Annotated in this window: 25 protein-coding genes; 13 read left to right on the top strand and 12 right to left on the bottom strand. The window is 64.5% G+C overall.

The genetic code is table 11. From position 1 onward, the window contains the following. Positions 1-23: 23 nt before the first annotated feature. The 4 genes from MC381_RS08280 to MC381_RS08265 form a co-directional block, all read right to left on the bottom strand. Positions 24-1,178 (bottom strand): ABC transporter ATP-binding protein, encoded by a 1,155-nt coding sequence (locus MC381_RS08280; RefSeq protein ID WP_251977261.1) that lies wholly within the window; start codon positions 1,176-1,178, stop codon positions 24-26. Positions 1,179-1,223: 45 nt separating this feature from the next. Then, positions 1,224-2,048 carry a carbohydrate ABC transporter permease gene (locus MC381_RS08275; RefSeq protein WP_251977260.1) on the bottom strand — a complete coding sequence of 275 codons (825 nt, stop codon included), beginning with the start codon at positions 2,046-2,048 and terminating at the stop codon, positions 1,224-1,226. After that, entirely contained in the window at positions 2,045-2,977 is a 933-nt protein-coding gene (locus MC381_RS08270; protein ID WP_374708164.1) for a carbohydrate ABC transporter permease, read from the bottom strand. The genes MC381_RS08275 and MC381_RS08270 overlap by 4 nt, the downstream gene beginning before the upstream one ends. A 117-nt stretch (positions 2,978-3,094) precedes the next feature. Next, a complete protein-coding gene (locus MC381_RS08265; protein WP_251977259.1) occupies positions 3,095-4,399 on the bottom strand; it encodes an ABC transporter substrate-binding protein in 1,305 nt (434 codons plus the stop codon). Positions 4,400-4,872: 473 nt separating this feature from the next. Between MC381_RS08265 and MC381_RS08260 the strand changes: the two genes are divergently transcribed. Next, on the top strand, positions 4,873-5,859 hold the full coding sequence (locus tag MC381_RS08260; RefSeq protein WP_251977258.1) for a LacI family DNA-binding transcriptional regulator: 987 nt from the start codon (positions 4,873-4,875) through the stop codon (positions 5,857-5,859). 95 nt (positions 5,860-5,954) lie between these two features. Here the strand turns inward: MC381_RS08260 and MC381_RS08255 are convergent, their stop codons facing one another. The 3 genes from MC381_RS08255 to MC381_RS08245 form a co-directional block, all read right to left on the bottom strand. Beyond that, positions 5,955-7,364, bottom strand: a complete 1,410-nt coding sequence (locus MC381_RS08255; RefSeq protein ID WP_251977257.1) for a sensor histidine kinase — start codon at positions 7,362-7,364, stop codon at positions 5,955-5,957. Beyond that, positions 7,361-8,032 carry a response regulator gene (locus MC381_RS08250; protein ID WP_251977256.1) on the bottom strand — a complete coding sequence of 224 codons (672 nt, stop codon included), beginning with the start codon at positions 8,030-8,032 and terminating at the stop codon, positions 7,361-7,363. Before MC381_RS08250 ends, MC381_RS08255 begins: the two co-directional genes overlap by 4 nt. A 120-nt stretch (positions 8,033-8,152) precedes the next feature. Beyond that, the gene (locus MC381_RS08245; RefSeq protein WP_251977255.1) at positions 8,153-8,500 is read right to left on the bottom strand and encodes a PepSY domain-containing protein; all 348 of its coding nucleotides are present in this window, start codon (positions 8,498-8,500) and stop codon (positions 8,153-8,155) included. A gap of 296 nt (positions 8,501-8,796) precedes the next feature. Here MC381_RS08245 and MC381_RS08240 point away from each other — a divergent pair, with 296 nt between their 5' ends. Both MC381_RS08240 and MC381_RS08235 read left to right on the top strand, forming a co-directional pair. Further along, positions 8,797-9,291, top strand: a complete 495-nt coding sequence (locus MC381_RS08240) for a hypothetical protein (protein WP_251977254.1) — start codon at positions 8,797-8,799, stop codon at positions 9,289-9,291. Beyond that, positions 9,288-9,638 (top strand): hypothetical protein, encoded by a 351-nt coding sequence (locus MC381_RS08235; protein ID WP_251977253.1) that lies wholly within the window; start codon positions 9,288-9,290, stop codon positions 9,636-9,638. Before MC381_RS08240 ends, MC381_RS08235 begins: the two co-directional genes overlap by 4 nt. 67 nt (positions 9,639-9,705) lie before the next feature. Here MC381_RS08235 and MC381_RS08230 read toward each other — a convergent pair whose 3' ends face one another. The 3 genes from MC381_RS08230 to MC381_RS08220 form a co-directional block, all read right to left on the bottom strand. Continuing rightward, complete coding sequence (locus tag MC381_RS08230) at positions 9,706-10,047, bottom strand: zinc ribbon domain-containing protein YjdM (protein WP_251977252.1); 342 nt, start codon at positions 10,045-10,047, stop codon at positions 9,706-9,708. 376 nt (positions 10,048-10,423) lie between these two features. Then, positions 10,424-11,221 (bottom strand): ion transporter, encoded by a 798-nt coding sequence (locus MC381_RS08225; RefSeq protein WP_251977251.1) that lies wholly within the window; start codon positions 11,219-11,221, stop codon positions 10,424-10,426. A 145-nt stretch (positions 11,222-11,366) separates the two neighbouring features. Further along, on the bottom strand, positions 11,367-12,080 hold the full coding sequence (locus tag MC381_RS08220; RefSeq protein WP_251977250.1) for a DUF3581 family protein: 714 nt from the start codon (positions 12,078-12,080) through the stop codon (positions 11,367-11,369). A gap of 164 nt (positions 12,081-12,244) precedes the next feature. Here MC381_RS08220 and MC381_RS08215 point away from each other — a divergent pair, with 164 nt between their 5' ends. The 5 genes from MC381_RS08215 to MC381_RS08195 all read left to right on the top strand — a co-directional run bounded on the left by MC381_RS08215 (position 12,245) and on the right by MC381_RS08195 (position 18,472). Beyond that, complete coding sequence (locus MC381_RS08215; RefSeq protein ID WP_264297428.1) at positions 12,245-12,763, top strand: YchJ family protein; 519 nt, start codon at positions 12,245-12,247, stop codon at positions 12,761-12,763. A gap of 253 nt (positions 12,764-13,016) precedes the next feature. After that, positions 13,017-14,201 carry a mechanosensitive ion channel family protein gene (locus MC381_RS08210; protein WP_251977248.1) on the top strand — a complete coding sequence of 395 codons (1,185 nt, stop codon included), beginning with the start codon at positions 13,017-13,019 and terminating at the stop codon, positions 14,199-14,201. A 425-nt stretch (positions 14,202-14,626) separates the two neighbouring features. Then, complete coding sequence (locus MC381_RS08205) at positions 14,627-15,388, top strand: gluconate 2-dehydrogenase subunit 3 family protein (protein ID WP_251977247.1); 762 nt, start codon at positions 14,627-14,629, stop codon at positions 15,386-15,388. 70 nt (positions 15,389-15,458) lie between these two features. After that, a complete protein-coding gene (locus MC381_RS08200; RefSeq protein WP_251977246.1) occupies positions 15,459-17,225 on the top strand; it encodes a GMC family oxidoreductase in 1,767 nt (588 codons plus the stop codon). Continuing rightward, complete coding sequence (locus tag MC381_RS08195; RefSeq protein ID WP_251977245.1) at positions 17,222-18,472, top strand: cytochrome c; 1,251 nt, start codon at positions 17,222-17,224, stop codon at positions 18,470-18,472. The genes MC381_RS08200 and MC381_RS08195 overlap by 4 nt, the downstream gene beginning before the upstream one ends. A 103-nt stretch (positions 18,473-18,575) precedes the next feature. On the opposite strand, the gene pdxR is transcribed toward MC381_RS08195, so the two are convergent. Then, positions 18,576-20,036, bottom strand: coding sequence for a MocR-like pyridoxine biosynthesis transcription factor PdxR (pdxR, locus tag MC381_RS08190; RefSeq protein WP_251977480.1), 1,461 nt, complete (start codon positions 20,034-20,036; stop codon positions 18,576-18,578). 143 nt (positions 20,037-20,179) lie between these two features. Between pdxR and MC381_RS08185 the strand changes: the two genes are divergently transcribed. The 5 genes from MC381_RS08185 to MC381_RS08165 are packed head-to-tail and all read left to right on the top strand — an operon-like array spanning position 20,180 to position 23,570. Next, positions 20,180-20,629, top strand: coding sequence for a GNAT family N-acetyltransferase (locus MC381_RS08185; RefSeq protein ID WP_251977244.1), 450 nt, complete (start codon positions 20,180-20,182; stop codon positions 20,627-20,629). 48 nt (positions 20,630-20,677) lie between these two features. Then, positions 20,678-21,139: a rhodanese-like domain-containing protein gene (locus tag MC381_RS08180; RefSeq protein WP_251977243.1), complete on the top strand. Its 462-nt coding sequence runs from the start codon at positions 20,678-20,680 to the stop codon at positions 21,137-21,139. Next, positions 21,136-21,891 (top strand): GNAT family N-acetyltransferase, encoded by a 756-nt coding sequence (locus tag MC381_RS08175; protein WP_251977242.1) that lies wholly within the window; start codon positions 21,136-21,138, stop codon positions 21,889-21,891. The genes MC381_RS08180 and MC381_RS08175 overlap by 4 nt, the downstream gene beginning before the upstream one ends. Positions 21,892-21,894: 3 nt before the next feature. Continuing rightward, on the top strand, positions 21,895-22,569 hold the full coding sequence (locus tag MC381_RS08170) for an FMN-binding negative transcriptional regulator (RefSeq protein ID WP_251977241.1): 675 nt from the start codon (positions 21,895-21,897) through the stop codon (positions 22,567-22,569). Positions 22,570-22,622: 53 nt separating this feature from the next. After that, the gene (locus tag MC381_RS08165; RefSeq protein ID WP_251977240.1) at positions 22,623-23,570 is read left to right on the top strand and encodes an ornithine cyclodeaminase family protein; all 948 of its coding nucleotides are present in this window, start codon (positions 22,623-22,625) and stop codon (positions 23,568-23,570) included. A 22-nt stretch (positions 23,571-23,592) separates the two neighbouring features. Here the strand turns inward: MC381_RS08165 and MC381_RS08160 are convergent, their stop codons facing one another. Next, positions 23,593-24,246, bottom strand: a complete 654-nt coding sequence (locus MC381_RS08160; protein ID WP_251977239.1) for a lysophospholipid acyltransferase family protein — start codon at positions 24,244-24,246, stop codon at positions 23,593-23,595. Positions 24,247-24,252 lie beyond the last annotated feature (6 nt).

Genomic DNA, 24,252 nt, shown 5'->3' with positions numbered 1-24,252 from the left:
CGGTAACGACAAGGCTCACCGGGTCAGACCGCTGCCGTGGCCGGCGCCGCGCTCGCACGCGACTGACCGAGGGCAAGATCGCTCTCGACGTCGAACAGGTGCAGGCGATCGCTGGTGCAGGTCAGCGACAGCGTATCGCCGAACGCGACCGGCTGGTGGCCCGGCAGCTGTGCCGTCAGCGTCGCGTCGCCCACGCGCAGTTGGACCATGGTCACCGCCCCGAGCGTCTCTACCACATCGACCGTTCCCTCGACCCGATTCGGTCCGGCATGACCGCTTTCGCCGGCCGTGGTCGCGTCGCTCGCGAGCGTGAGATGCTCCGGGCGAAGACCGACCCACACTTCCCCCGCCCCACTCGCCTCGACGGCCTGGCGCCGGGCATCGTCGAGCGCGAACCGGTAGCCCTCGCCGCTGACCGTGCCGTCGACGTAACGTGCGCGCAGGAAGTTCATCGACGGATTGCCGATAAAGCCCGCGACGAAACGGTTCGCCGGGTAGTCATAGAGGTTGAGGGGCGTATCGATCTGCTGGATTCGTCCATCCTTCATGACCACGATGCGTTCACCCATGGTCATCGCCTCGACCTGATCATGCGTCACGTAGAAGGTCGTGACCTTGAGCCGCTGATGCAGCTTGACGATCTCGGCGCGCATATCGACGCGCAGCTTGGCATCGAGGTTGGAGAGCGGTTCGTCCATCAGGAAGACCTGTGGATTGCGCACGATCGCCCGTCCCAACGCCACGCGTTGCCGCTGCCCACCGGAAAGCTCGCGAGGCTTGCGCGCGAGCAGATGCTCGATGCCGAGTGTCTGCGCCGCTTCGTCGATCTTGGCGCGAATCTCCGCCGCCGGTCGTTTCTTCAGCTTGAGGCTGAACCCCATGTTCTCCGCCACGCTCATGTGCGGATAGAGCGCATAACTCTGGAAGACCATGGCGATATCACGCTCCTTCGGCGGCACCTGACTGACATCCTTGCCGCCGATCAGGATCTCGCCTTCGGTGTTTCGCTCGAGCCCGGCAATCATGCGCATGGTGGTGGACTTGCCGCAGCCCGACGGGCCAACCAGCACCACGAATTCCCCGTCGCGCGTGGTCAGGTTGAAATCATCGACGGCGTTGCTGCCGCCATGGGCGCCGCCGTAATTCTTGGCAACGTTCTTGAGTTCGACGATGGCCATGTCAAAAGCCCTCTGAAAGAAATTCTCGACCCGCGCGTTCGCCGGTCACTTGACGGCACCGAAGGTCAGACCCCTGACCATCTGGCGCTGGGTGAACCAGCCGAGCACGATGATGGGCGCGATCGCCAGCACCGAGGCCGCGGACATCTTGGCCCAGAACAACCCTTCCGCACTCTTGAACGAGGCGATGTAGACCGCCAGCGTGGCGGCGCGATGGTCGGTCATGGTGATGCTCCAGAACGACTCGTTCCAGGCCAGGATCAGCGCTAGCAACCCGGTCGAGGCGAGCCCCGGCAGGGCCAGCGGCAGCACCACCTTGAACAGCGTCTGCAGAATGCCGGCCCCGTCGATGTCGGCCGCCTCGACGATGTCCTTGGGGATATCGCGGAAATAGGAGTAGACCATCCAAACGATGATCGGGAGGTTCATCCCCGTGAACAGCAGCGTCAGGCCGAGCGCGTTATCGAGCAGGCCGACCGAGCTGTAGACCAGATAGATCGGAATCAGCACGCCCACCGCCGGAATGAACTTGGTCGACACCATCCACACCAGCAAAAAGTCGGTGCGCTTGTTGGGATAGAACGCCATTGCATAGGCCGCCGGTACCGCCAGCGCCAGACCGATTACCGTGGACGCCACGGCGGTCAATGCCGAATTCCAGGCGTAGTGCCAGTAGCCGCTGCCCTGCGCCAGCGCCGTCCGGAAGCTCTCCAGCGTCGGCGTGAACAGAAAGTTTGGCACCACCGTGAATGCCTGCTGCTCGGTCTTGAAGGCCGTCAGCAACAACCACAGGATCGGGAAGAACACCAAAATCGCCACGACCCAGGCCAGTGCCCCCAGCGCGCCGTTGGTGAAGCGTTTCGAGCTCATCGTGCGGCCCCCGCGTTGAGGTTCCCGGCAATGAAGCGGATCAGCATGATGGCGAAGACGTTCGCCAGGACCACGGCGCCGATGGCGGCGGCGGACGCGATGCCGATATCGTTCTGCTGGAACACAGTCTGGAAGATGTAGTAAGGCAGATTGGTGGTCGCGGTACCCGGGCCACCGCTGGTGGTGGTGTAGATCTCGGCGAACGAGGTCAAAAAGAAGATGCTTTCCAGCATGACTACGACGTAGAGCACCTGCCCGAGATGGGGCACGACGATATGGCGGAACTCCTGCCAGGCATTGGCGCCGTCCAGCTTGGCCGCCTCGATTTGATCCTCCGGCAGCGACTGCAGGCCGGTCAGCAGCACCAGCAGCGCAAACGGCGTCCACTCCCAGGTAATCATGATGATCACCGAAACCATCGGGTAATGCGCCAGCCAGTCGACCGGCTCGAGCCCGAGCTGCCGCGCCATCCACGCAAACAGCCCGTAGACCGGGTGAAACAGCATATTCTTCCAGATCAGGCCGGTGACGACCGGCATTACGAAGAACGGCGCCACCGCCAGCGTGCGGGCGACGCCCCGTCCGACGAAGGTGCGGTTGAACAGCAGCGCCAATGCCAGCCCCAGCACGACAGTGATGGCCAGGCTGACGCCGACGATGATCAGCGTATTGGCGAGCGCCTTCCAGAAGGTCGGGTCGCTCAGCAGGATGGCGAAGTTGTTGAAGCCGGCAAAACCGTCGTACATCGGCATCAACAGGTTGTACTGCTGGAACGAGTAGTAAATCGTCATGACCAGCGGCACGAGCATCCAGATCAGCAGAAAGATGACCGCTGGCGCCATCAGCAGCCGCGTCGTGCGGGCGAAGGAGCGGGCCCCTGTCGCCTCGCCGGTGGCGGGCTGCTGCGCGGATTGAGACAAGGCTTTCATTGAGCGTATCCGTTGAGTCGGCTGACACGTGCCAGCCGCGGGACCGTATCGCACCGCCGCGACACCGGGCGGAGTGACCACTCGGTGTCGCACGGCGCGCCGTTGCGCGCCTGGCGGTTACTCCGGCTTGCCGGTCTGCTGCATCAGGCGCTCGGTAAAGGTCTGCCCCTGGCTAAGCGCCTCGTCGACGCTTTGCTGACCGGAAAGCATCGCGGCCATCAGCTGACCGACGCGAGTACCGATCGCCTGGAACTGCGGAATGGTCACGAACTGCACGCCGGTATAGGGCACTTCCTGCGCGCTCGGATCATTGGGGCTGGCGCTGTTGATCGCCTGCTCGACCAGCGGCGCGAAGGGCGCGGCTTCGACGTAGTCCTCGCTGGCATAGGTCGACTGGCGCGTGCCCGGCGGCACGGAGAGCCAGCCCTTGTCCTCGGCCACGGCATGGATGTAGTCCTGTGACGTTGCCCACTCGACGAAGGTCTTGGCCGCGTCCTGGTTCCGCGAGGACTGCGGAATACCCAGCGCCCAGGTGAACAGCCAGTTGGACCCCTTTTCGGTGGCCTGATAGGGCGCCTGGGCAAAGCCCACACTGTCAGCGATCTGTGACGTCTCGGGATCGCTCAGATAGCTCGCAGCCACGGTGGAGTCGACCCACATGCCGCACTGACCGTTGGCAAAAAGCGTCTCGGATTCGGTGAAACCGTTGGAGGTCACGCCCGGCGGGCCATAATCGTTGAGCAGCTCGACGTAGGCGTTGGCAGCGCTCTTCCACTCGTCGCTGGTCAACTGCGGATTCCAGTCCATATCGAACCAGCGACCGCCAAAGCTGTTCACCATGGTGCCGAACAGCGCCATGTTCTGACCCCAGCCCGGCAGGCCACGCAGACAGATGCCATAGACCCCGTCGGACGGTGCGTGGATCTCGGATGCGAAAGTCTGCATCTGCTCCCAAGTCGGCTTGTCCGGCATCTCGATGCCGGCCTGCTCGAACAGATCCTTGCGGTAATAGGTCACTGAGGACTCGGCATAGAACGGCAGCGCGTAGAGCGTACCGTCGAGCGAGAGCCCCTCTTTCACCGGCGCGATGAGATCGTCGACGTCATACGCATCCGGCAGCGACTCGAGCGGCACCAGCCAGTCGTTCCTGGCCCAGATCGGTGTCTCGTAGTTGCTGACCGTGACCACATCGTACTGTCCGGCACCGCTGGCGATATCGGTGGTCACCTTCTGGCGCAGCTCGTTCTCCGGCAATGTCACCCAGTTGACCTGAATGTCGGGATACGCCTCGTTGAAGGCCGACATCATGCTCTGCATCGTCACCATATCGGGGTTATTCACGGTAGCAACGGTAATCTCGGTACTCTGCGCCATCGCAGCGGAGCAGGCCCCAAGCCCCGCGATCAATACGGCAAATCTCATGTCGAATCCCCTCTGTAGCACGCGTAATGGCTCTCTCGGTCGCTGTCACACCGCGTTCCGATGCCTCTTGAGCCTGTCTCTCCTCGCCCCTGCCCGGCGCATCGATTACCGCCTGATACCCTGACGCCAATAACGCGGGCATGACCAATGACGCTCATGACATCAACGACCGATCATAAACGTAACAATGCCGGAATCAAGTTTGTTTTAATCCGTAAATTAATTACAAAACAGAGACTTAAATGGCTTTATACCAATGTCCAATAGGCTTTTTAGACCTAAGTCTTAGCCAGAATAGCGATTTATACGGAGAGAATTGGTGACAATAAATGGTACAAAATGACATAAAGCATCAAATGGCATCATCGGCTCGATTGCAGGACAGTCTCGATATCGATGAGGGTGGAAACCACTTGCGCTGGCGCGATGGCAGGTCAGAATGCCCCCGGTGGGTCAGCAAGGAGACGGCTTGAATGCCTCGCACGACGCTGGAAGACATCGCCAGGCAAGCCGGTGTTAGTAAGATTACGGTCTCGCGCGCCTTTACCGCGCCCGAGAAGGTGCACGCGGATACGCGGGAGCAGATTCTGCGCGTCGCTCGCGAACTCAATTACACGCCCGCTTCCGCCTCGCAACGGCTGACACCGGAGACGCGCACGCTGGGCCTGGTAAACCCGAACATGAGCAACCCGTTTTTCGGCGGGCTGACGCGAGAGATCACGCTGGCCGCCAGAGCGCGCGGCTATACCGTACTGGCGTTCGACTCCTACGAGTCGGAGGCAATGGAGACGGAAGCGCTTGGCAAGCTGATGCAGTTCTCGGTGGATGCCGTGATCCTGTCGGTGATTTCGTCGGACATCGACTATCATCCAGCGTCGCTCGACCGGCTACGCGCCGCCGGCATTCCGGTCGTGCTGGTCGACCGGGAACTCAAAGCGCCCCACTACGGCGGGGTCTATATCGACAATCTCGACTGCGGCTACCAGGCCGGTCACTACATGCGCGAGCAGAATGTGTCATCGCTGCTGGCGGTGTCGGGGCCGGCCGACTCGATGGTCTCGATCGGTCGCATGTCGGGCCTGCGCGAAGCCCTCGGCCGGCGCGACATCGCCCTCGATGTGGTCTACAGCGATTTCAGCTTCGAACCGGCCTACCGTGCCCTGCGTGCCTACCTGGCGGAGCACCCGTGGCCCGACGGCATTGTCGGGGCTAACAACCAGATCACCCTGGCCGTGCTCAAGCTGTGTCATGAATACGGTCTGGTCCCTCAGCGCGACGTCAAGCTGTTCAGCATCGACGATATCGAGCACAGCGATGTCTTCGGCGTGCAGATTCCCTGCATCCATCACGACCTGCCGGAGATCGCCCAGCAGGTCCTGCAGTTGGCGCTGGCAGCGACGCGCTCACCGGAGCAGCGCGGTTTCCGCACCGTCGTGCGCGGCCAGCTGCGGCTGGAGTAACGCCGCGACGGAGAGAGGCGCGCCCGGAAGCACGGCGCCCGATCAGCGGCCAGGCCTGCTGACGCATCGCCACCCGGCAATGGGCCCGATGCCCGCTAGCTGGTAGACGAATCGCCGGCGTGCGGCGACACGGGAGATACCGGCAGCCACACCTCGGCCAACAGCCCGCCGGCCTCGGCACGCTCGAGACGCAGCCTGCCGCCATAGAGCGCCATCAGGTCCTCGACGATCGCCAGGCCCAGCCCGGAGCCCGCGCCGCGCGCGTCGAGCCGCACGCCGCGGGCCAACGCGGCCTCGCTCTGGGCACGGGTCATGCCCGGGCCATCATCCTCGACCTGCAGACGCACACCGGGATCGACCCGATCCACTGTCAGCGATACGCGGCTCGACGCCCAGCGCAGGGCGTTCTCCAGCAGATTGCCGATCAGCTCCTGCAGATCCTGAGGATCGATGCGCGCGGCGGCCCCCGGATCGATGTTCGCCTCGAAGACAATCCCGCGCCGGCTCGCCAGACGCGCCAACCCTTTGACCACCGGCTCGATCGCCTGAGCGATCTCGACCCGTCCGGAAAACGCGACCCCTCCAGCCGCCGATGCGCGCGCCAGATGATGGCGCACCGCATCGTCGATCCGGGAGAGCTCAGTATGGATCGGCTGCCGCTGCGCCTCGGGGAAGCGCTCGGAGAGTGTCTTCAGCACGCTGACCGGCGTCTTCAGCGCGTGGGCCAGGTTACCGGCGGCGGCGCGACCCCGCTCGATCAGACGGCGATCGCGTTCGAGCACGCTGTTCATGGCCAGCGCCAGCTCCTTGAGCTCGACCGGGAGCTCCGTGTCCAGACGCTCGGCCTCGCCCTCCTCCACCTCGCGCAGATTCGCCGACATGCGGCGCAGCGGCGCCAGCCCCCAGCGCATCTGCAGCGCCAGCCCCGCCAGCAGCAGCACCGCGAAGCTTGCCAGCGACAGAATCAGCAGACGCTCGAAGCGCCCGACCTCGCTGTCGAGCTCGTGGGTGGAGCCAGCCAGTGCCACGTGAATGTCGTTGGCGTTGCCCGGGACCCGCAGGTCGCGCTCGATCATGCGCAGGGGCTCGTCGCGCGGGCCGGTGACCGTGTAGACGTTGACGCCATCCTCGTGCGGCGGCATCGGTAGGCGCTGATCCCACAATGAGCGCGAAGTCAACGCGAGATCCTTCCCGTCGGAGACCTGCCAGTACCACCCGGAGTAGACGCGCTCGAAGCGGGCATCGCCGAGTGAGCGGTTGAGCTCCAGCGTCCGGCCGACCTGGTCGATCTGGATACCGGCCAGTAGCGCGTTGAGCTGCGACTCAAGGCGGCTATCGAAGGAGGCGGTCGCGGACTGGCGGAAATTCCAGGTCAATCCAAAGCCAGCCAACGGCAGCAGCACCATGACCAGAATCAGCGATGCCAGCAGCAGTCGCGCCCCCAGCGGGGCGAGACGCAAGCGCTGCGGCCAGCGCGACAGGCGTGTCGGACGCGTGTCGCTCAAGGCTGCCCCTCGAGATCGACCAAGCGATAGCCTTGGCCGCGCAGCGTCTCGATACGGGCACGCCCGAACTTGCGCCGCAGACGGCTGATCTGCACGTCGATGACGTTGGAGTCCGGCTCATGATCACGGTTGTAGACATGCTCGGCGAGCTCGGCTCGGCCGACGATGCGCGGCGAGGCATGCATCAGATAGGAGAGCAGGCGCGATTCCTGCGCGGTCAGCGTGATCGGCCTGCCGGCCAGGGTTACGCTGCCGGTATGGGTATCCAGCGTCAGCTCGCCGACGCGGATTACCGGATGGGCATGGCCATGACTGCGGCGTACAAGCGCCCGCAGCCGAAACAGAATTTCGGCGGTCTCGAACGGTTTGACGACGTAATCATCGGCGCCCGCGGAAAATCCTGCGGCCTTGTCCGACCAGCGCTCGCGCGCGGTCAGCACGAGGACCGGCAGATCGATGTCGTCATCACGCCACTGAGAGAGCCAGCGGGTGCCATCGCCATCGGGCAGCCCCAGATCGAGAATCACCGCATCGTAGCGCTCGGTACGGATCAGGTAATCCGCCTCCTGTCCCGTGGTGGTCGCCTCGACCAGCAGGCTGGCCTCGCGTAGCGCCTCGGCCAGCGCCTCGGCCAGCGCCGCGTCGTCCTCGACCAGCAGTACCTTCATAGCAGAACCTTCATAAACGCCCCTTCTCGATCATCAACGCCCCTTTCCCATTGCGGTTGCGTCCTCGCCCACGCACCGTGCTTGCGCGTCAACGACGCCCGGACCGCGTGGCGCACGCCGTCATGGCGACTTCCTCATTGCCTCGATGTTGACGCCCTCGATACTCAGCAGCTCGCCGTTGGTGGCGTCGAACTCGAACTCGACGACCTGCCCCTGCGGACCAATCATTTCGACCTCGTACTCGATCCGACCGCCGCCGTCGTCCTGCTCGAGCTCGACCTCGAGGATCTGCCCCTCGTAGCGGGCCTCCAGCCAATCCATGATCTCGGTCAGACCGACCAGGTGCCCCTGCTTGACCTCCTGGTGCAGGTCACGCCAGGTATTGCCGTCGGCGGCAGCCGGCAGCATCGTGCCGCTGAGCAGCAGCGGCAGTATCGGAAGTAACAGTAGTGAATGGCGAATCTTCATCAGGCTAGTCTGCCGCAGTGGCCATTAACCGGTAATGAACGCAATAACGGGCGTATTATGGCCCGACTACACGCCCGCCTCGTGAATCGGTCTTTCGACGCCCTTATATCGACTTGTCGTAGCCTTGTCATCGCTCCCCTGGGCGAACTCACAAGAGACCATAATGCGGCGATGAACCGGACATGAATCACGTTGTCAGTCCCCGGCAAGGTCGTCCCGAGTATAACGGCATCAGGCGCTTCGCCTCACCCTCGGGGCGACAGCGAGATGGCCTGCCGGATGTGAGGAGGAATGCCATGAAATATCGTCTCTGGATGCTGCCCGCCCTGGCCCTTGGCAGCGGCGTGAGCGCCGGTGCCATGGCCAATGACAGCGCTCTCTCTTACGGAGAACTGGAGGGCCTGCTCGAAGAGGCCGGTCGCTACGGTTTCAGCCGTTACGAGAAATTCGACGTCGATCACGACGACGGCATGATCGAGCTGGAGGGCTGGCGCGAGGATGGCTGGGAACTTGACGTCGCCATGCGGCTGAACGACGGTGAACTGCTCAGAGAGAGCCAACGCCGCTCGACGACGCCCGACTGGAGCCTCGATGGTGACGAGCTGCGGGCAGCACTCGAACAGGCTCGTCAACGCGGCATGCAACGATTCACGGAGCTCGAGGTCGATAGTGACGGACACATCGAGATCGAGGGTTACCGCGCCGGCGCCGCCAGCGACGATTTCGATCTCGATTTGCATCGAGACGATCTCGATCCAGATGACGTCAACGCCACAGGAGAAACCGGATGAGCGATCAACGCCATACCCAGAATGCCGCCTGGCAAGCCGCCCAGCAGTGGAAGGCTCGCGTCGACAACTCTCGCCCGTCACCGGGTGCCGGCGGTCTGAAAATGCTGTTCACCTGGTTGCTGTTCGGCGCCATGCTGATCGTCGGTACCCTGCTCGGTCTGTTCCTGCTGATCGTCGGCTGGGCCATGCTGCCGTTCTTGCGCCATCGCATGAAAAAGCGCGCCGAACAGGTGCGCGCCTCGCAGGCGCAGTATGCCGGCGGTTCGGCCGAGCATGACCCGCGGTCTAACCAGCGCGCCTCCCAGCAAGTGCTGGACGGCGAGTACGAGGTGCGCAGCGAGCGTTGAACCCGACCGCGAACATCGCCACCGAGTTAGCGCCCCACCTCTCGCCCGGCCACTTGTCGGGCCCTGCTCACGCCTTTTTGACGAACTCCGACTTAAGCTTCATCGCCCCGATCCCGTCGATCTTGCAGTCGATATCGTGATCGCCGTCGATCAAACGAATGCTCTTGACCTTGGTGCCGACCTTCACGACCTGGGACGAGCCCTTGATCTTGAGATCCTTGATCACGGTCACGCTATCGCCATCGGCTAGCGGCGTGCCATGGGCATCGGTGATCGGCGCCGGAGTCTCGTCGGTATCCTCGTCGCCGTGACGAGACCACTCGTGGGCGCACTCCGGGCAGATGAAGAGGTCGGCATCCGGATAGACGAATTCGGAGCCACACTGGGGACAGGCGGGAGACGGCGTCACGGGGGCGATCCTCAAGTTGAAAGAGCGCGCAGTCTACCGGCCGATGACTGGGCGAGCCAGCGACATGGCGCCACGCCCGCTCGACCGAGCCTCAAGCCCCGAATGGCAATCGCCAGACGCGCCGCTCCAGCACCCGAGAGCAAGGCGAAAGCCAGTCGCTGAGAGAGCTACACGGAATACGGGTACCAAACGCGGAGACAAAAAAAGCCCGCGCAAAGAGGGGGGATGCGCGGGCGAGGCGGGGTGTTACTAGGAGATGCGTCTGCGACGCGACTCGAACGACTGCTATATCGAAACCTTCATTCGACGCCAAATATATTAGCACCCTCATATTTTTCTGGCAATGCACTTTGCCAATCGATGCTATCGACTTCGCTTATCGCTTCGGTTTGTCATCTTCCTCACGCCCGTCCAGCCGCCGTCGGTGCGCCTGAAGCTCTTCGCGCAGCGACTCGATCTCGGCTTGCAGCTCTCCGACTTGTTCGATCATGTGGCGCATCATCCGTCGATTGGCCTTGTGCTGGCGCGACTCGCTCTCCCCCTGATCCTCGACGAACAGCGAGCTGATATAGGCCGCGAAACTACCGAAGAGCCCGACGCCACAGACCATCAGCAGAACGGCGACGACCCGTCCTAGGGTTGTCACCGGATAGTAGTCCCCATAACCGACCGTGGTGACGGTCACGATGGCCCACCAGAGCGCTTCCTCTGCCGTGTTGATCGGGCTGTCCGGGTTGGGCGTTTCCACCAGCAGCACGGTGGTCGCGCCAAAGACCACCAGCAGCACGGTTGCCGTGGCAGCGGAGGCGAGAACCCCCTCGGCGCGGTTACGAAACAGCAGTTGCCAGATTAACTCCAGCGAGCGCAGGGCGCGCAATACGCGAATGACCTGCACCACGCGCGCCAGACGCGCGGCCTGCAGCCACCCCGCCGGAATACAGGCCAGCAGGTCTAGCCAGCCCCAGTGCAGCAGATAGCCCCGTTTGCTCGGCGCCGCGCGAAAGCGGAAGCAGAAATCGAGGAAGAAGAAGAAACAGACGATGTAGTCCATGTAGCCGAACAGTTGACGAATGTCCGGCGGCAGATCTAGGAAGACATCGGCCAGCAAGGCGCCCAGCACGTAGAACGACAGTGCCAGTATGAAGAACTGAAACGGAGTGACGTGTCCCTTCATGGCGAATCCATGACGCGTGATCGAGGACGACGACCCGCGCAGAAGGGCCGCCGCTTCACCGCATTATGATCATACGAGGCAAGCGGGTGCGAGTGCGCCATGACCTAACGGGCGCGCACGCCCCGAGCTTCACACGCGCCACGGCTCAGGCCGAACAGGGGTTGGCGGCCTTCAACTGGGCGAAGGTGGTGACAAAAGTCTCCATCTGATCGGCATCGTAGGGCTGCAGGCCGCTGATCACGAGTTTCTTGGAACCGGTGCCCACGTCACGCTCACCGCAGCGCATGCGAAACTCCAGATGCGCCTCGCCCCGCTTGCCCTTCACGTCCAGCTCGGCGCCGGCAAAGTCCAGCTCCAGGTCGCAGGGGTCGTGATCTTCCAGCGAGAAGCCCATGCTGTCATAGATCACCAGCGGCCGCTGCGGGTTGAACATCACGCCCTTATCCTCCAGCAGCGGTTTGAGATAGTGCGGGAAGTTGCGCCCGGAGAAAGCGACGTAACGCCGCGTGAAGGTTTCCACGGTGGCGGGGTCCCGAATCGTCCAGCCTTCGCGCTGGACCTTGAGATACTGCTTGCCCGCATCGTCGACGACGCTGACGCCGCCCGCCTCGTCCTCGACGAAGCGCAGCGCCACCCGATCGCCGACCATGCCGCAGAAATGGAATGTCATGCGCTGCGACAGGCCGTAATGCGCCAGCACCAGCGAGAAAAGCAGATCCCCCGGCACACAGAAACGCCGTGCGCAGGGATCGTGAATCGGGTTGTAATCTCCCGCGATCTCGCGCGCGAAGCGACTGGCCTGCTCGGCGGTGACGCAGATTCGATCCGCCTCGGCGGAGTGAAACTCATCGAGAAACATAGATTGGTCGACCTGCACGTCGAGTGACTTGACGAACTGGCTTGCTTGACGAATGGATTGACGAGCCTAGCAACGCCACATGGCGACGCTGTTGTACCATAAGCGCGAGATAAGATCAGCGCAGCCTTAACATTCAGCGACAAATATTCGGGAAGTTTACCGAAATGAGCGGCCAGTCCACAGATTCCATCACCGAACAGCGCTGCCCCTGCGGCAGCGAGATACCCTACGCGAACTGCTGCGCGCCCTTGCATCGCCGTGAAGCGAAGGCTTCGACGCCGGAGGCGCTCATGCGGTCGCGCTACAGCGCCTTTGCGCTGGGCGGGCTCGGCGCCTATCTGCTCGAGACCTGGGATCGCGACAGCCGCCCCGCCGAACTGACCGCTGAGACGCTCGACGCGCGCGACAACGACTGGCTGGGGCTGGAGATCCTCGATAGCGGTGTCAGCGGCGCCCGCGGCAGCGTCGAGTTCAAGGCCCGCTGTGTACCGAGAGACGGTTCGGTTACACAACCGCAAACACTTCACGAACGTTCACGCTTTCGTCGCCGAGGTGGCGCCTGGGTCTACGTGGACGGCGTGCTCGATCCCGCACCCGAAACCCCGCGCGCATCCAGCGTTTCGCGCAACGCCCCCTGTCCGTGCGGTAGCGGCAAGAAAGCCAAACGCTGCTGTCATGCTTGAAGGCTCAGGAGGCCAAGCGCGCCGATTGCGTGCATGACTCACTAGCCTGACGCCGCCGAGGCTCTGGCCACCCGGCTGGCAGTGCGGCCCGCAGCCCGCTACGCTTTCTCGGGTTAACGGTACCTCGGCGCCCCACCTCGGTCGCCGATCTAACCGAGACGCCAGACGCCGACAGCAAGAGGAAAGGACGATCGTCGATCAGGTCACCCATCTGTTTTCCCGCGCGCAGGAAACCCTTGGGCAGTGGATCAACGTGCCCGGCTGGGTACTGCTGCCTCTGGTCATCCTGATCGTGGCGATCATTGCCGACGTTTCGCTTCACGTCACGCTCAAGCGCCTTGAAATGCGCCTGCGGGAATCGCCTCGCCGCTGGGACGATCCGATCCTTCACGGACTGCGGTCGCCGCTTCGCTGGTGGATCTGGTGTACGGCACTGATGGTCGGCCTCGGCATCGTCGGCGCTCACTTCGAGATTCAGGCACTGACAACGGTCCTGGCGCGGACCGGCGCGCTGATCACCCTGCTGCTGCTGGCCTGGGGCGGCATCCGGCTCGCCCGACGCCTCGAACAGCGACTGGTCTTTCCGCCGGTCAAGTGTCGCGCCAAGCCGGTCGACCCGACCTCGGCCTCAGCGCTGACCAAAATCGTCGGCGCGATTCTGATCGTTTCGCTCATCCTGATCGGCCTGCAGATCCTGGGCGTTTCCATGTCGAGCATCCTCGCCATGGGCGGCTTCGGCGGTCTGGTGATCGGCTTCGCCGCGCGCGATGTCATCGCCAACTTCTTCGGCGGCATGGTGGTTCACCTGGACAAGCCTTTCGTCGTCGGCGACTGGATCCGCTCCCCAGAACGCGAGATCGAGGGCATCGTCGAGGATATCGGCTGGCGCCTGACCACCATTCGCACCTTCGCCGGTCCGCCGCTCTATGTACCCAACGCCTGGTTCAGCCAGATTTCGGTCGAAACGCCGACACGCATGGTCAGCCGCCGGCTATGGGAGACGGTCGGTATCCGCTATCAGGACATCGGCGTCATGGAGGCGATCACGCGAGATATCCGCGACCTGCTCCAGCAGCACGACGAGATCGATCAGGACGAGCTGATTACGGTCAATTTCGAGACATTCGGCCAATATTCCCTCGACATCCTGATTTATGCCTTCACCCGTGAAACCGATTGGCAGCGCTTCCACGAGATCAAGCAGGATATCCTGCTCAAGATCCGCGACGTCATCGACCGCCACGGTGCCGCACTGGCGCTGCCGACGTCTCGCGTCTACTTCCCTGAAGGGATCGATACCCGCACGGGCGAGCGGGAAGACGAAACCGCCGGCAGCGCGTCGCGACGGGCACGACGTGACGCACCGCGTAGGCAAGCGCCGCGCAGCCGCCGCGGTGCCCCGGAGACAGACGACGGCGAGGGAGAGGGCGATGCCTGACGCCGAAAGCCTCACTGCCTCACCCATACTCTCGCCCACGACCGGCCGATAACTCATACCCGCCGCGCCCTCACTCTCCGGCAGGTATCGCCTTCCTTCGTTTCCTTGCCTCCGTTTCCTTTCACCCTCTCCGCTCACGCTCTCCTGCCACAGCCATTCCGCCGTCTGGCGCCTGCTTCCTGCCAGCACACGTCGCTTGCAAGCGTGATCGGCACTGACCAGCAAAGACTTTTGGCTCGGGTTCCTCGCCGAAGGCGACGCCAAATTGCGACTTTCGTATTGCGATCAATTGTCGCATCCCCTAGATTGAAAGAGGTCGTTAGCACGTTATCTAATTCAACTATATCTATTTCCCGTCTAGCGATGGTTTCTCCCGTGCCCGCCCCGTTCGGGAGCCGGGCCGACATGACCGTTAGGGAACCGTGATGAGCAAAACCCGCGATACCGCCAAGGCAGGCGGTCTGACCCGCCGACAGCTTCTGGGCTCGTCGGCAGCGCTGCTGGTCGGTGCGTCCGGCACCGCCCGCGCCCTGAGCTATACCGACACCCCCGAGTGGCAGCCGTTTTCCAATATTGCCGCCACGCCGGTGGACGACGACGCCGATTGGCAATTTTTCACACCGGATGAAGCCGCGACCGTCGAGGCGATCGTCGAACGCCTGATCCCCGCCGACGACCTGAGCGTCAGTGGCAAGGACGCCGGCTGCGCCGTATTCATCGACCGTCAGCTTGCCGGCTTATACGGCGACTACGAACGCCGCTACATGCATGGCCCGTTTCAGGCAGGCACCCCGCAGCAAGGCGATCAGTCACCGCTGACCCCACAACAGCGCTACCGACTCGGCCTGGCCTCGCTCGACGATCACTGCCGCAACACCCAGGACGCCCTGTTCAAGGATCTCGGCGGAGAGCAGCGCGACGCGATACTCGCCCAGCTCGAAAGCGGCGATATCGCACTCGACGACATCGACTCGGTGGCGTTCTTCGAGATCGTTCTACAAAACACCATGGAAGGCTTTTTCGCCGACCCGATGTACGGCGGCAACCGAGACATGGTGGCGTGGAAGATGGTCGGATTTCCCGGCGCCCGCTACGACTACCGCGACTATATCGAACGTCACAACGAAGACCTCGCCTTCGAACCGGTCAGCATTCAGGGCCGCGGCGACTGGAGCACGCCGGCCTAGCTCGCCGACATGGCTCCCGACAGAAGCCCTGAATCAGCTCTGAAACAAGCCCCTAGGGACCGTAAAGATCATGGCAACCAAACTTCCCCGTACCGATGCGGTGGTGGTCGGGCTCGGCTGGGCCGGCGCAATCATCGCCAACGAACTCGTCGACGCCGGCCTGAGCGTCGTCGGCGTCGAGCGTGGCCCGTGGCGCGACACCGCCAAAGATTTCAACATCGCCTCGGTGACCGACGAACTGCGCTACGCCCAGCGTCAGGAACTGATGCTGCGGACCGCGCAGAACACCATCACCATGCGCAACACCCCCTCGCAGACCGCATTGCCGATGCGCCAGTGGGGCTCGTTCCACCCCGGTAACGGCACCGGCGGCGCCGGCAACCACTGGGCCGGGATCACCTTCCGTTTCCAGCCCGAGGAGTTTCGGCTGCGCAGCCATCTCGAGGAGCGCTACGGCGCAGGCTCGATTCCCGATGAGCTGTCACTCCAGGACTGGGGCACCGACTGGAACGAGATGGAGCCGCACTACGACGCTTTCGAAAAGCTCGCCGGCACCTCCGGCCGTGCGGCCAACCTGGCCCGCGGTCGACAGGCGGGCGGCAACCCGTTCGAGGGCGTGCGCTCGAGCGATTACCCCACGCCGCCGCTGAAACAGCCCTACTCGCCAACGCTGTTTGCCGATACCGCCCGCGAGATGGGCTACCAGCCCTTTCCGGTGCCGTCGTCGCTGGTCTCCGAAACCTATACCAACCCGCTCGGCGTCACCATGGGGCCCTGCACGTTCTGCGGCTTCTGCACCAACTACGGCTGCGCCAACTACTCGAAGGCGAGTTCGATCACCACGGTGCTGCCGACACTGATCCGCAAGGATAACTTCGAGGCACGCACGCTCTGCGAGGTGCTCAGGGTCACCACCGACTCCGACGGCCGCCGCGCCACCGGCATCGTCTACGTCGATTCCGCCGGCCGCCAGTGGGAGCAACCGGCCGATATCGTCGTCATCGCCGCCTTCACCTTCGAGAACGTGCGCCTGATGCTCACCTCGAATATCGGCGAAGCCTACGACCCGATCACACGTCGCGGCACCACCGGGCGCAACTACGCCTACCAGACCGCCAACAGCGTGCAGCTCTTCTTCGATGACAAGAACTTCAATCCCTTCATCGGCGCCGGTGCCGTCGGCATGGGGATCGACGAGTTCAACAACGACAACTTCGATCACTCGGGTCTCGGCTTCTTCGGCGGCGGCAGTACCCGCGTGACGCCGATCGGCGCCGCACCGATCAACTCGCGCCCGACCCCGCCCGGCACGCCGCGCTGGGGATCGCAGTGGAAGCGTTCGACCGTCGACAACTACGCCAGCACCATGTCGATCGGCTGCGAGGCGAGCAACTACGCCTCGCCGAACAACTATCTCTCGCTCGACCCGACCTACCGCGACCGCCTCGGCCGGCCGCTGTTGCGTATCACCTTCGACTTCACCGACAACGATCTGAAGATGGCGCAGTACGTCACCGACAAGGTGACCGAGATCGCCAAGCGCATGAACCCGCGCCAGATGGTAGCGAAACCGCGTACCGGCCCCTGGGATGGCCGCCCTTATCAGTCCTCCCACGTGGTTGGCGGCTTCGTCATGGGCGCCGACCCGAGCCACAGCTCGGTCAATAAGTACCTTCAGGTCTGGGATGTCCCCAACCTGTTCGTGGTCGGCGCCTCCGCCTTTCCGCAGAACCCGGGCTACAACCCGACCGGCACGGTCGGCGCACTTGCGTTCAAGGCGGCCGACGGCATCGTCAACCACTATCTGCGTCGTCCCGGGGAGATGATCACGACATGACAACGCGCATCGGCTTCACCCTGCTCGGCCTCGCCGGCACATCCCTCGTCGCACTCTCCTCGAGTGCCAGTGCCGCCAGTACCGAGTATCAGGACATCGAGCACGGCCGCTACCTCAGCGTGGTCGGCGACTGCGCTGCCTGTCACACCGAAAGCGACGCGCAGCCGCTGGCCGGCGGCGTCTCGCTGGAAACGCCCTTCGGGACGCTGATGGCACCCAATATCACGCCGGATGCGAAAACCGGGCTCGGCGACTGGACCTTCGATGACTTCAAGGCGGCGATGACCGAAGGCATCGGCAAGGGGGGATATCACCTCTACCCGGCCATGCCCTACCCCACCTACACTCTGATGCGTGACGAGGACCTGCGGGACCTGTGGGCCTACCTGCAGACCGTCGATCCGGTCGATCACGAGGTCGACGCGAATCAACTGCCGTTCCCCTTCAATATTCGCCTGGCAATGATGGGCTGGAACTGGCTCAACTTCGAGGACACCGACTTCGCACCGGACCCGGATCAGCCGGACGACATCAATCGCGGCGCCTACCTAGTGGAAGGACTCGGTCACTGTGGCACCTGCCACACACCGCGCAACTTCATGGGCGGTGAAGGCGGCGACAAGTTCTCCGGCGCCGTCATCGACAACTGGTACGCGCCCGACATCACGCCCGACGCCCACAAGGGCATCGGCGGCTGGAGCGAGGACGAGCTGGTCGAGTACCTGAAGACCGGCGGTAACCGTTACGACTTTGCCTCCGGACCGATGGCCGACGAAGTGCGTCACTCCTCGCAGTACTGGACGGACGAGGATCTGCACGCGGTCGCGCGCTACCTCCAGAGCGGTGCCGGTCTGGCCGACGACTGGCAGGCCGAGGCGGCGCCAGCAGCGCTCGATGCCGAGAACGCCCAGGTCAGTGCGGGCAGCGCCATCTATTTCGACCGCTGCGCCGGCTGCCACACACCGGACGGCAGCGGCGAGACCGGCATGTTTCCGCAGCTCGCCGGCAGCCCGGTGGTCAACGGCGACGATCCGACCTCGCTGATTCGCGTGGTCCTGGCCGGCAGCCGCGCCGTCGCGACCGATGCCAAGCCGACGGCCCCGGCCATGCCGGCGCTGGGCTGGAACCTGAGCGATGACGATGTCGCCAACGTGCTCACGTTCGTCCGCAACAGTTGGGGCAATGCGGCCGACGCTGTCTCGGCCGAGGAGGTTGCCGAGCTGCGCGCGACGCTGCAGGACGAGTGATCGCGACGATCTCGTGACCCGGTAACGCCGGGCGAGACAAGCCCCCTCCGTCGACGGCGGCGGGGGCTTTTTCATGCGCGACCGGTGATAACCGGCGATCTCTTCACGTCGCCCCACCGGCCCGAGTGGCAGCCCTGCCGGAGGCGGACAACCAGGCGCCGGCCAGCCAGGCACCGGCGGCCGCAATCTCCGCAGCCGTCGCGCCGGCGTAGCCGAGCACCAGCCCCGGACGGCCCGGGCTTTCCAGGTAAAATGCCGACAATGGTGACAGCAGGATGCCCTGCGCCCGCGCTCGCGACACCAGCACCGATTCGAGCGCATGACTCTCCAGCTCGGCGACCAGATGCATGCCCGCCTGCCCTTCCGACAACACCAGCCCTTGCCGCACCGCAGGCGCCAGCGCCTCGCGCAGGCACGCCTGCCGCTGGCGGTAGCAGTCGCGCATTGTCGCCACATGGCGCGCGAAATGCCCTTCGGCGATAAAGTCGGCCAGCGCGGCCTGTACCGGATACTGCCCCTCGCGATGGAGCCTCGCATTGGCGCGGCGGAACGGTTCCACCAACGCTTCCGGCAGGACCAGATAGCCCAGTCGCAGCCCAGGGTAGAGCACCTTGCTGAACGTCCCGACATAGATGACCGGCGCCGACGCTACCAGGCCCTGCAGCGAGGCGAGCGGCGCGCTGGCATAGCGAAATTCGCTGTCGTAGTCATCCTCGATGATCCAGGCGCCGAGGCGCTTGGCGGTTTCGAGCAGGGCGGTACGACGCGCCAGGCTGAGCGTGACGCCGCTGGGATACTGGTGCGACGGCGTCACGTAGATCAACGCTGGCGACGCCGCCCCGGCCGGCACGCGATCGAGGTTGACCCCGTGCGCATCGACCTCGACCGGCTGCAGCTCGAGACCGGCTGAGGCGAAACAGGCCTGCGCCCCGCCATACCCCGGCTCCTCCAGCCAGACGCTGTCGCCCGCGTCGGCCAGCAATCGGGCGATCAGCTCGAAGCCCTGCTGTGCGCCCTGGGTGATCAGAATCTGATCGGGATGACAGCGTACCGAACGCGACAGCCGCAGATAGTCGCACAGTGCCTCTCGCAGCGCCGGGACACCGCCCTGGGTCTGATAGTCGAACCAGTCGACCGGTGCACGCTGCTGATGTCGCCGGAGCAGGCGCTGCCAGCGCTCGCGGGGAAAGCGATCCAGCGCCGGCACCCCGGGCGCGAAGGCCGTGTGGCGCGCCGCCAGCGTGGCACCAAATGCCAGCACGCGTGTGCCGCGGCGTGACAGTGTCGGCATCGCCGTGGGCGAGTCATCGATCTCTACGCCCCCGCGTGCGCCCCACTCGCTGACGAAAGCGCCGGCACCGGGCCGAGTCTCCACGAACCCCTCCGCCACCAGCCGCTCGATCGCCGTGACCACGCTGTTGCGCCCGATCCGGAGCTCGCCTGCCAGCTGACGCGACGACGGCAGCAGGCTACCGGCCGCCAGCTCACCGCTCTGGATCCAGTCACGCAGCGCGTCGTAGAGGCGCTGATTCAGGGTTGTCGATGCCGGCGCCGCCAGACGCATGCGAAGCGCATCCACGACCCACAGGCGACGCGCACGGAAGTCGGCCACTGGTCCCCCCATTTCTGTCATAACTGGACCTTATTCGGGAACCACTATCGCGCCAAACTGCGGTGACGTCATCCACCGAAGAAGAGACTATATCCATGCTGACCCTTCGTCAGGCCGATGCCCAGGATCTCGACACGCTGGTGCCGCTGGTCGAATCCTACCGTCGCTTCTACCGGCAGCCGCCTGATACCGATGGCGTGCGCCACTTCCTGGCGGCGCGCTTCGCCAAGGGCGATGCGCATCTGCTGCTGGCGTTCGAACATCACCGGGCCGTCGGCTTCGTGCAGCTATTTCCGGTTCCCTCGACCAACGACCTCGCCCCACGCTGGATTCTCAATGATCTCTACGTCGATCCCGATGTTCGCCGGCGTGGCACAGGCACGGCGCTACTCGAGGCCGCCCGCGAGCTCGCCGCCGCCCACGGCGTGCCCAAGCTCATGCTGCGCACGCAAGTCGATAACGCGGAAGCCCAGTCGCGCTATCGAGCGCTCGGCTGGCAACGCGACGACGCCTTCGACACCTATCTGCTGAGCGTGACGCAGTAGGCCCGACTCGTGATTGGCCTTCTTCGGCCCCTTTTCTAGGAGTGCAACATGACCGCCCCCTCTCTGGTTCTCGACACGCCTCCCGTGGCGCCCGATCTCATGGCCGTCGCCATGGCGGAAAAGCTCGCCCGGTACAGCGACGCCTGGGACCTGGCAGTGGATCTCGCCAGCGGCGTCGAGGCACTTGTCGTCATCGATACCCGCGCGCCGGAACGCTACGCCGCCGGGCATATCCCCGGCGCCCTCAGCCTGCCCCACGTCGAGATGACGCCGGCACGACTGACCGCGCTATCGAAGGATCGCGTCTACGTCTGCTACTGCGACGGTATCGGCTGCAACGGCTCGACCCGCGGCGCCTTCAAGCTCGCGAGCGCCGGCCTGCGGGTCAAGGAGCTGTTGGGTGGCCTGGATTTCTGGAAACGCGATGGCCACCCGGTGGCAACGGGCGCGGCGCCAGGCGCCCTGCGGGCCGAGGAACTCGCTGACTGTGGCTGCGGGGAAACCTCATGAGCCTCGCGACCGACCGCTTCGGCCAACCGGTAGGACACGATCTCGATGGCTGGCAGATCCCCCCGCGGCCGGATGGCCGCCTGCGCGAAGGCCACTATTGCCGGCTGGAACCGCTCGAGGCAGCGCGCCACGGCTCCTCATTGTGGCAAGCCTGGCAACAGCCTGACCCGCATTTCCCCGAAGACGACGGCCACGCGCGCTGGACCTATCTGGGCGGACGGCCTTTCAATGACAAGGCGAGCTGCGAAGCGTGGCTGAGCCGCATGGCCGCTGATATCGATCTGGTCTGTTATGCCGTGGTCGATCGGGACAGCGGCGATGCGCTGGGCATGGCGACCTATCTGCGCATCGTGCCGGCCGAGGGTGCACTCGAAATCGGCCACCTGAGCTTTGCGCCCCGCATGGCGCGCACGCCTCTGTCGAGCGAGGCCCTCTCGCTGATGATCGAGCATGCCTTCGCCCTCGGCTATCGCCGGGTTGAGTGGAAGTGCGACGCGCTCAATGCGCCGTCGCGTCGGGCTGCCGAGCGGCTCGGCTTCCGCTTCGAGGGAGTATTTCGCCAGCATCGGGTGGTCAGCGGTCGCAATCGCGACACCGCCTGGTTCGCGATCCTGGATACCGAATGGCCCGCCCTGCAGCGCGCACACCGCCGCTGGCTGGCACCCGACAACTTCGACGCCGTGGGCCGGCAACGGCAGGCATTGTCGCGCCTGACGTCTCTCCTGGCGGCGTCCGGCACGACGGAAACGTAACGCATGTATCTCCCCGACCGCTTCCGCCTAGACTCGCCGGTGGCACTGGCCCGCGCCATCGACGATGCCCCCTTCGCCACGCTGGTCACGACCGACGACACCGGCGCGATCTCGACCGACCATTTGCCGCTACTGCGCTATCCCGGCGAGCCACCGATGCCCATGGCGGACAACACCGATTGGGCCGCTTCACTCGCCGGAGCGCTGCGCGGCCATGTCGCCCGCGCCAACCCGCTGGCGGCTCTCGCCGCACCGCGCAGTGCCATGGCGATCTTCCACGGCCCGCAGGCGTACATCAGCCCCAGCATCTATCCGGCCAAGCGCGAGCACGGTCGGGTGGTGCCCACCTGGAACTACCAGGTCGTGCAGGTTCGCGGCCAGCTACGGCTGATCGACGAGCCGGCGTGGCTCCGGTCGCTGGTGACCGATCTGACCGCGCGCTTCGAGACAGAGCGACCCGCACCCTGGGCGGTCAACGACGCGCCGGCGACTTTCATCGATGCGCTCTGCCAGGCGATCGTCGGCGTCGAACTGACCATCGTGTCGGTCGACGGCAAGCGCAAGGCGAGTCAGCATCGTCCTCGGGCGGAGCGTGAAGCGATCCAGCACGATCTGCGAGTGACCTCGGGGCTCGACGCGATGGCGGCACGCACGCTGAGTGGACTCGACGAGGCGTGACAGCGCGCCGTCGGTAACCGACCATGAGGCTTCGATCCCGGCTGGAGTCCTGCATGACACGCCATATCCGCTACGCCGACGTCCGCGATCGGCTTACCTGGGAAGCTGCCGTCGAGGCGCTGCGCGAAGGCCATCGCGCCGCCCGCCCGGAGATCGACGACACCTTTCTCGGTCCCGCCGACAAGACGCTGCTCAACCGCTCCTGCTTCATCCCCGGTGTGAGGTATGGCGCCAAGGCGGTGACGGTCTTCGACGGCAACGCGGCTCGCGGCCTGGATACCGTCCAGGGCGCGATGCTTTACTTCGCGCCGGAAGACGGCCAGTTGAAGGCGATCATCGACAGCCGCCTGGTCACCGAGCTCAAGACGGTCGGCGACTCGCTACTCGGCGCCCGGCTGCTGGCCCGGCCGGACAGCCGCCATCTGCTGGTCTGCGGCGTGGGCCGGGTTGCGGCCAGCCTGATCGACGGCTATACCTCCCTGTTTCCCGGGCTCGAGCAGGTCACGGTATGGAATCGCACGCCCGAAAAGGCCAGAGCGCTCGCCGAACGGTTTACCGAGCGCGGCCTGACCGTCACGGCCACGCCAGACCTGGCCGCCGCGGTCGCCCGTGCCGATATCCTCGCCAGCGCGACGATGTCCCGTACGCCGTTTCTCGAGGGGCAGTGGCTCAGACCGGGAACGCACGTCGACCTGATCGGCGCCTACAAGGCGGACATGCGCGAGGCCGACGACGTCCTGCTACGCCGCAGCCGGCTCTTCGTCGACAGCCGCGAAACCACGCTCGGTCACATCGGTGAGCTGAAGATTCCGCTCGATGCCGGCGTGATTGCCGCCGGCGATATCCTCGGCGACCTCTACGATCTGATCGCCGGCCGGGTCGGACGGCGCGACCGCGACGAGATCACGTTCTACAAGAATGGCGGAGGGGCGCACCTCGATCTGATGATCGCGCGCCATATCGCCGACAGCCTGGCCGACGTCTCGCCATTCGCCGGTTAATGGTGAAGGTCCAACGTCTACGCTACTGCCACTCGTCGAGCCAGGCACTGCCCCGGCACTGCTCGGCCAGCGTCTCGAATGCGGCCTCGAGTGCGCCCATGAAAGCGGCGCTGTCATCGCCAACCTGCATCGCCTCGCCGATCGCCACGTCGCAGTTGCGCGGCACCAGCAGTGCCTCGCCCTTGGGCAACGCTCGCCCCAGCCCCCGCAGCATGACCGGCGTCAGCGGTATCTCGGGGTGTGTCTTGAGCAGATGGAAGACGCCCTTCTTCAGCGGCTGCATCGCTTCCGGTCGACCGCGACTGCCCTCGGGAAACAGGATCACGATATCGCCGGCCGCCAGCGCCGCGCGACAGTCGGCCATCAGATCCCGCCGATTGCCGCCGCCGTCGCGTCGAATCGGGATAATGTCGAGCACATGGGTCGAGAACCACGCCAGCCAGCGGTTGGCGAGAAAGTAGTCCGCCGCCGCCACAGGGCGCACCCGGTGCAGATCACGCCAGGAAAACAGACTCATCAGCACCAGGGTATCGAGATGACTGTTGTGATTGGCGACCAGCACGTGTGGACCACGTCGCGGCAGGCGTTCGCGCTGGAATACGTTGAGACCGATGACGAACACGATCAGTGGCCGCACCAGCAACAGGAAGAAGAGCACTTTCAGCCAGCGCTGCATGACGGC

This window comes from Salinicola avicenniae, from assembly GCF_023736115.1.
GTDB classification, from domain to species: Bacteria; Pseudomonadota; Gammaproteobacteria; order Pseudomonadales; family Halomonadaceae; genus Salinicola; species Salinicola avicenniae.
Note: the sequence above shows the minus strand (reverse complement) of the source record. Positions and strands in the feature narration are given on the sequence as shown.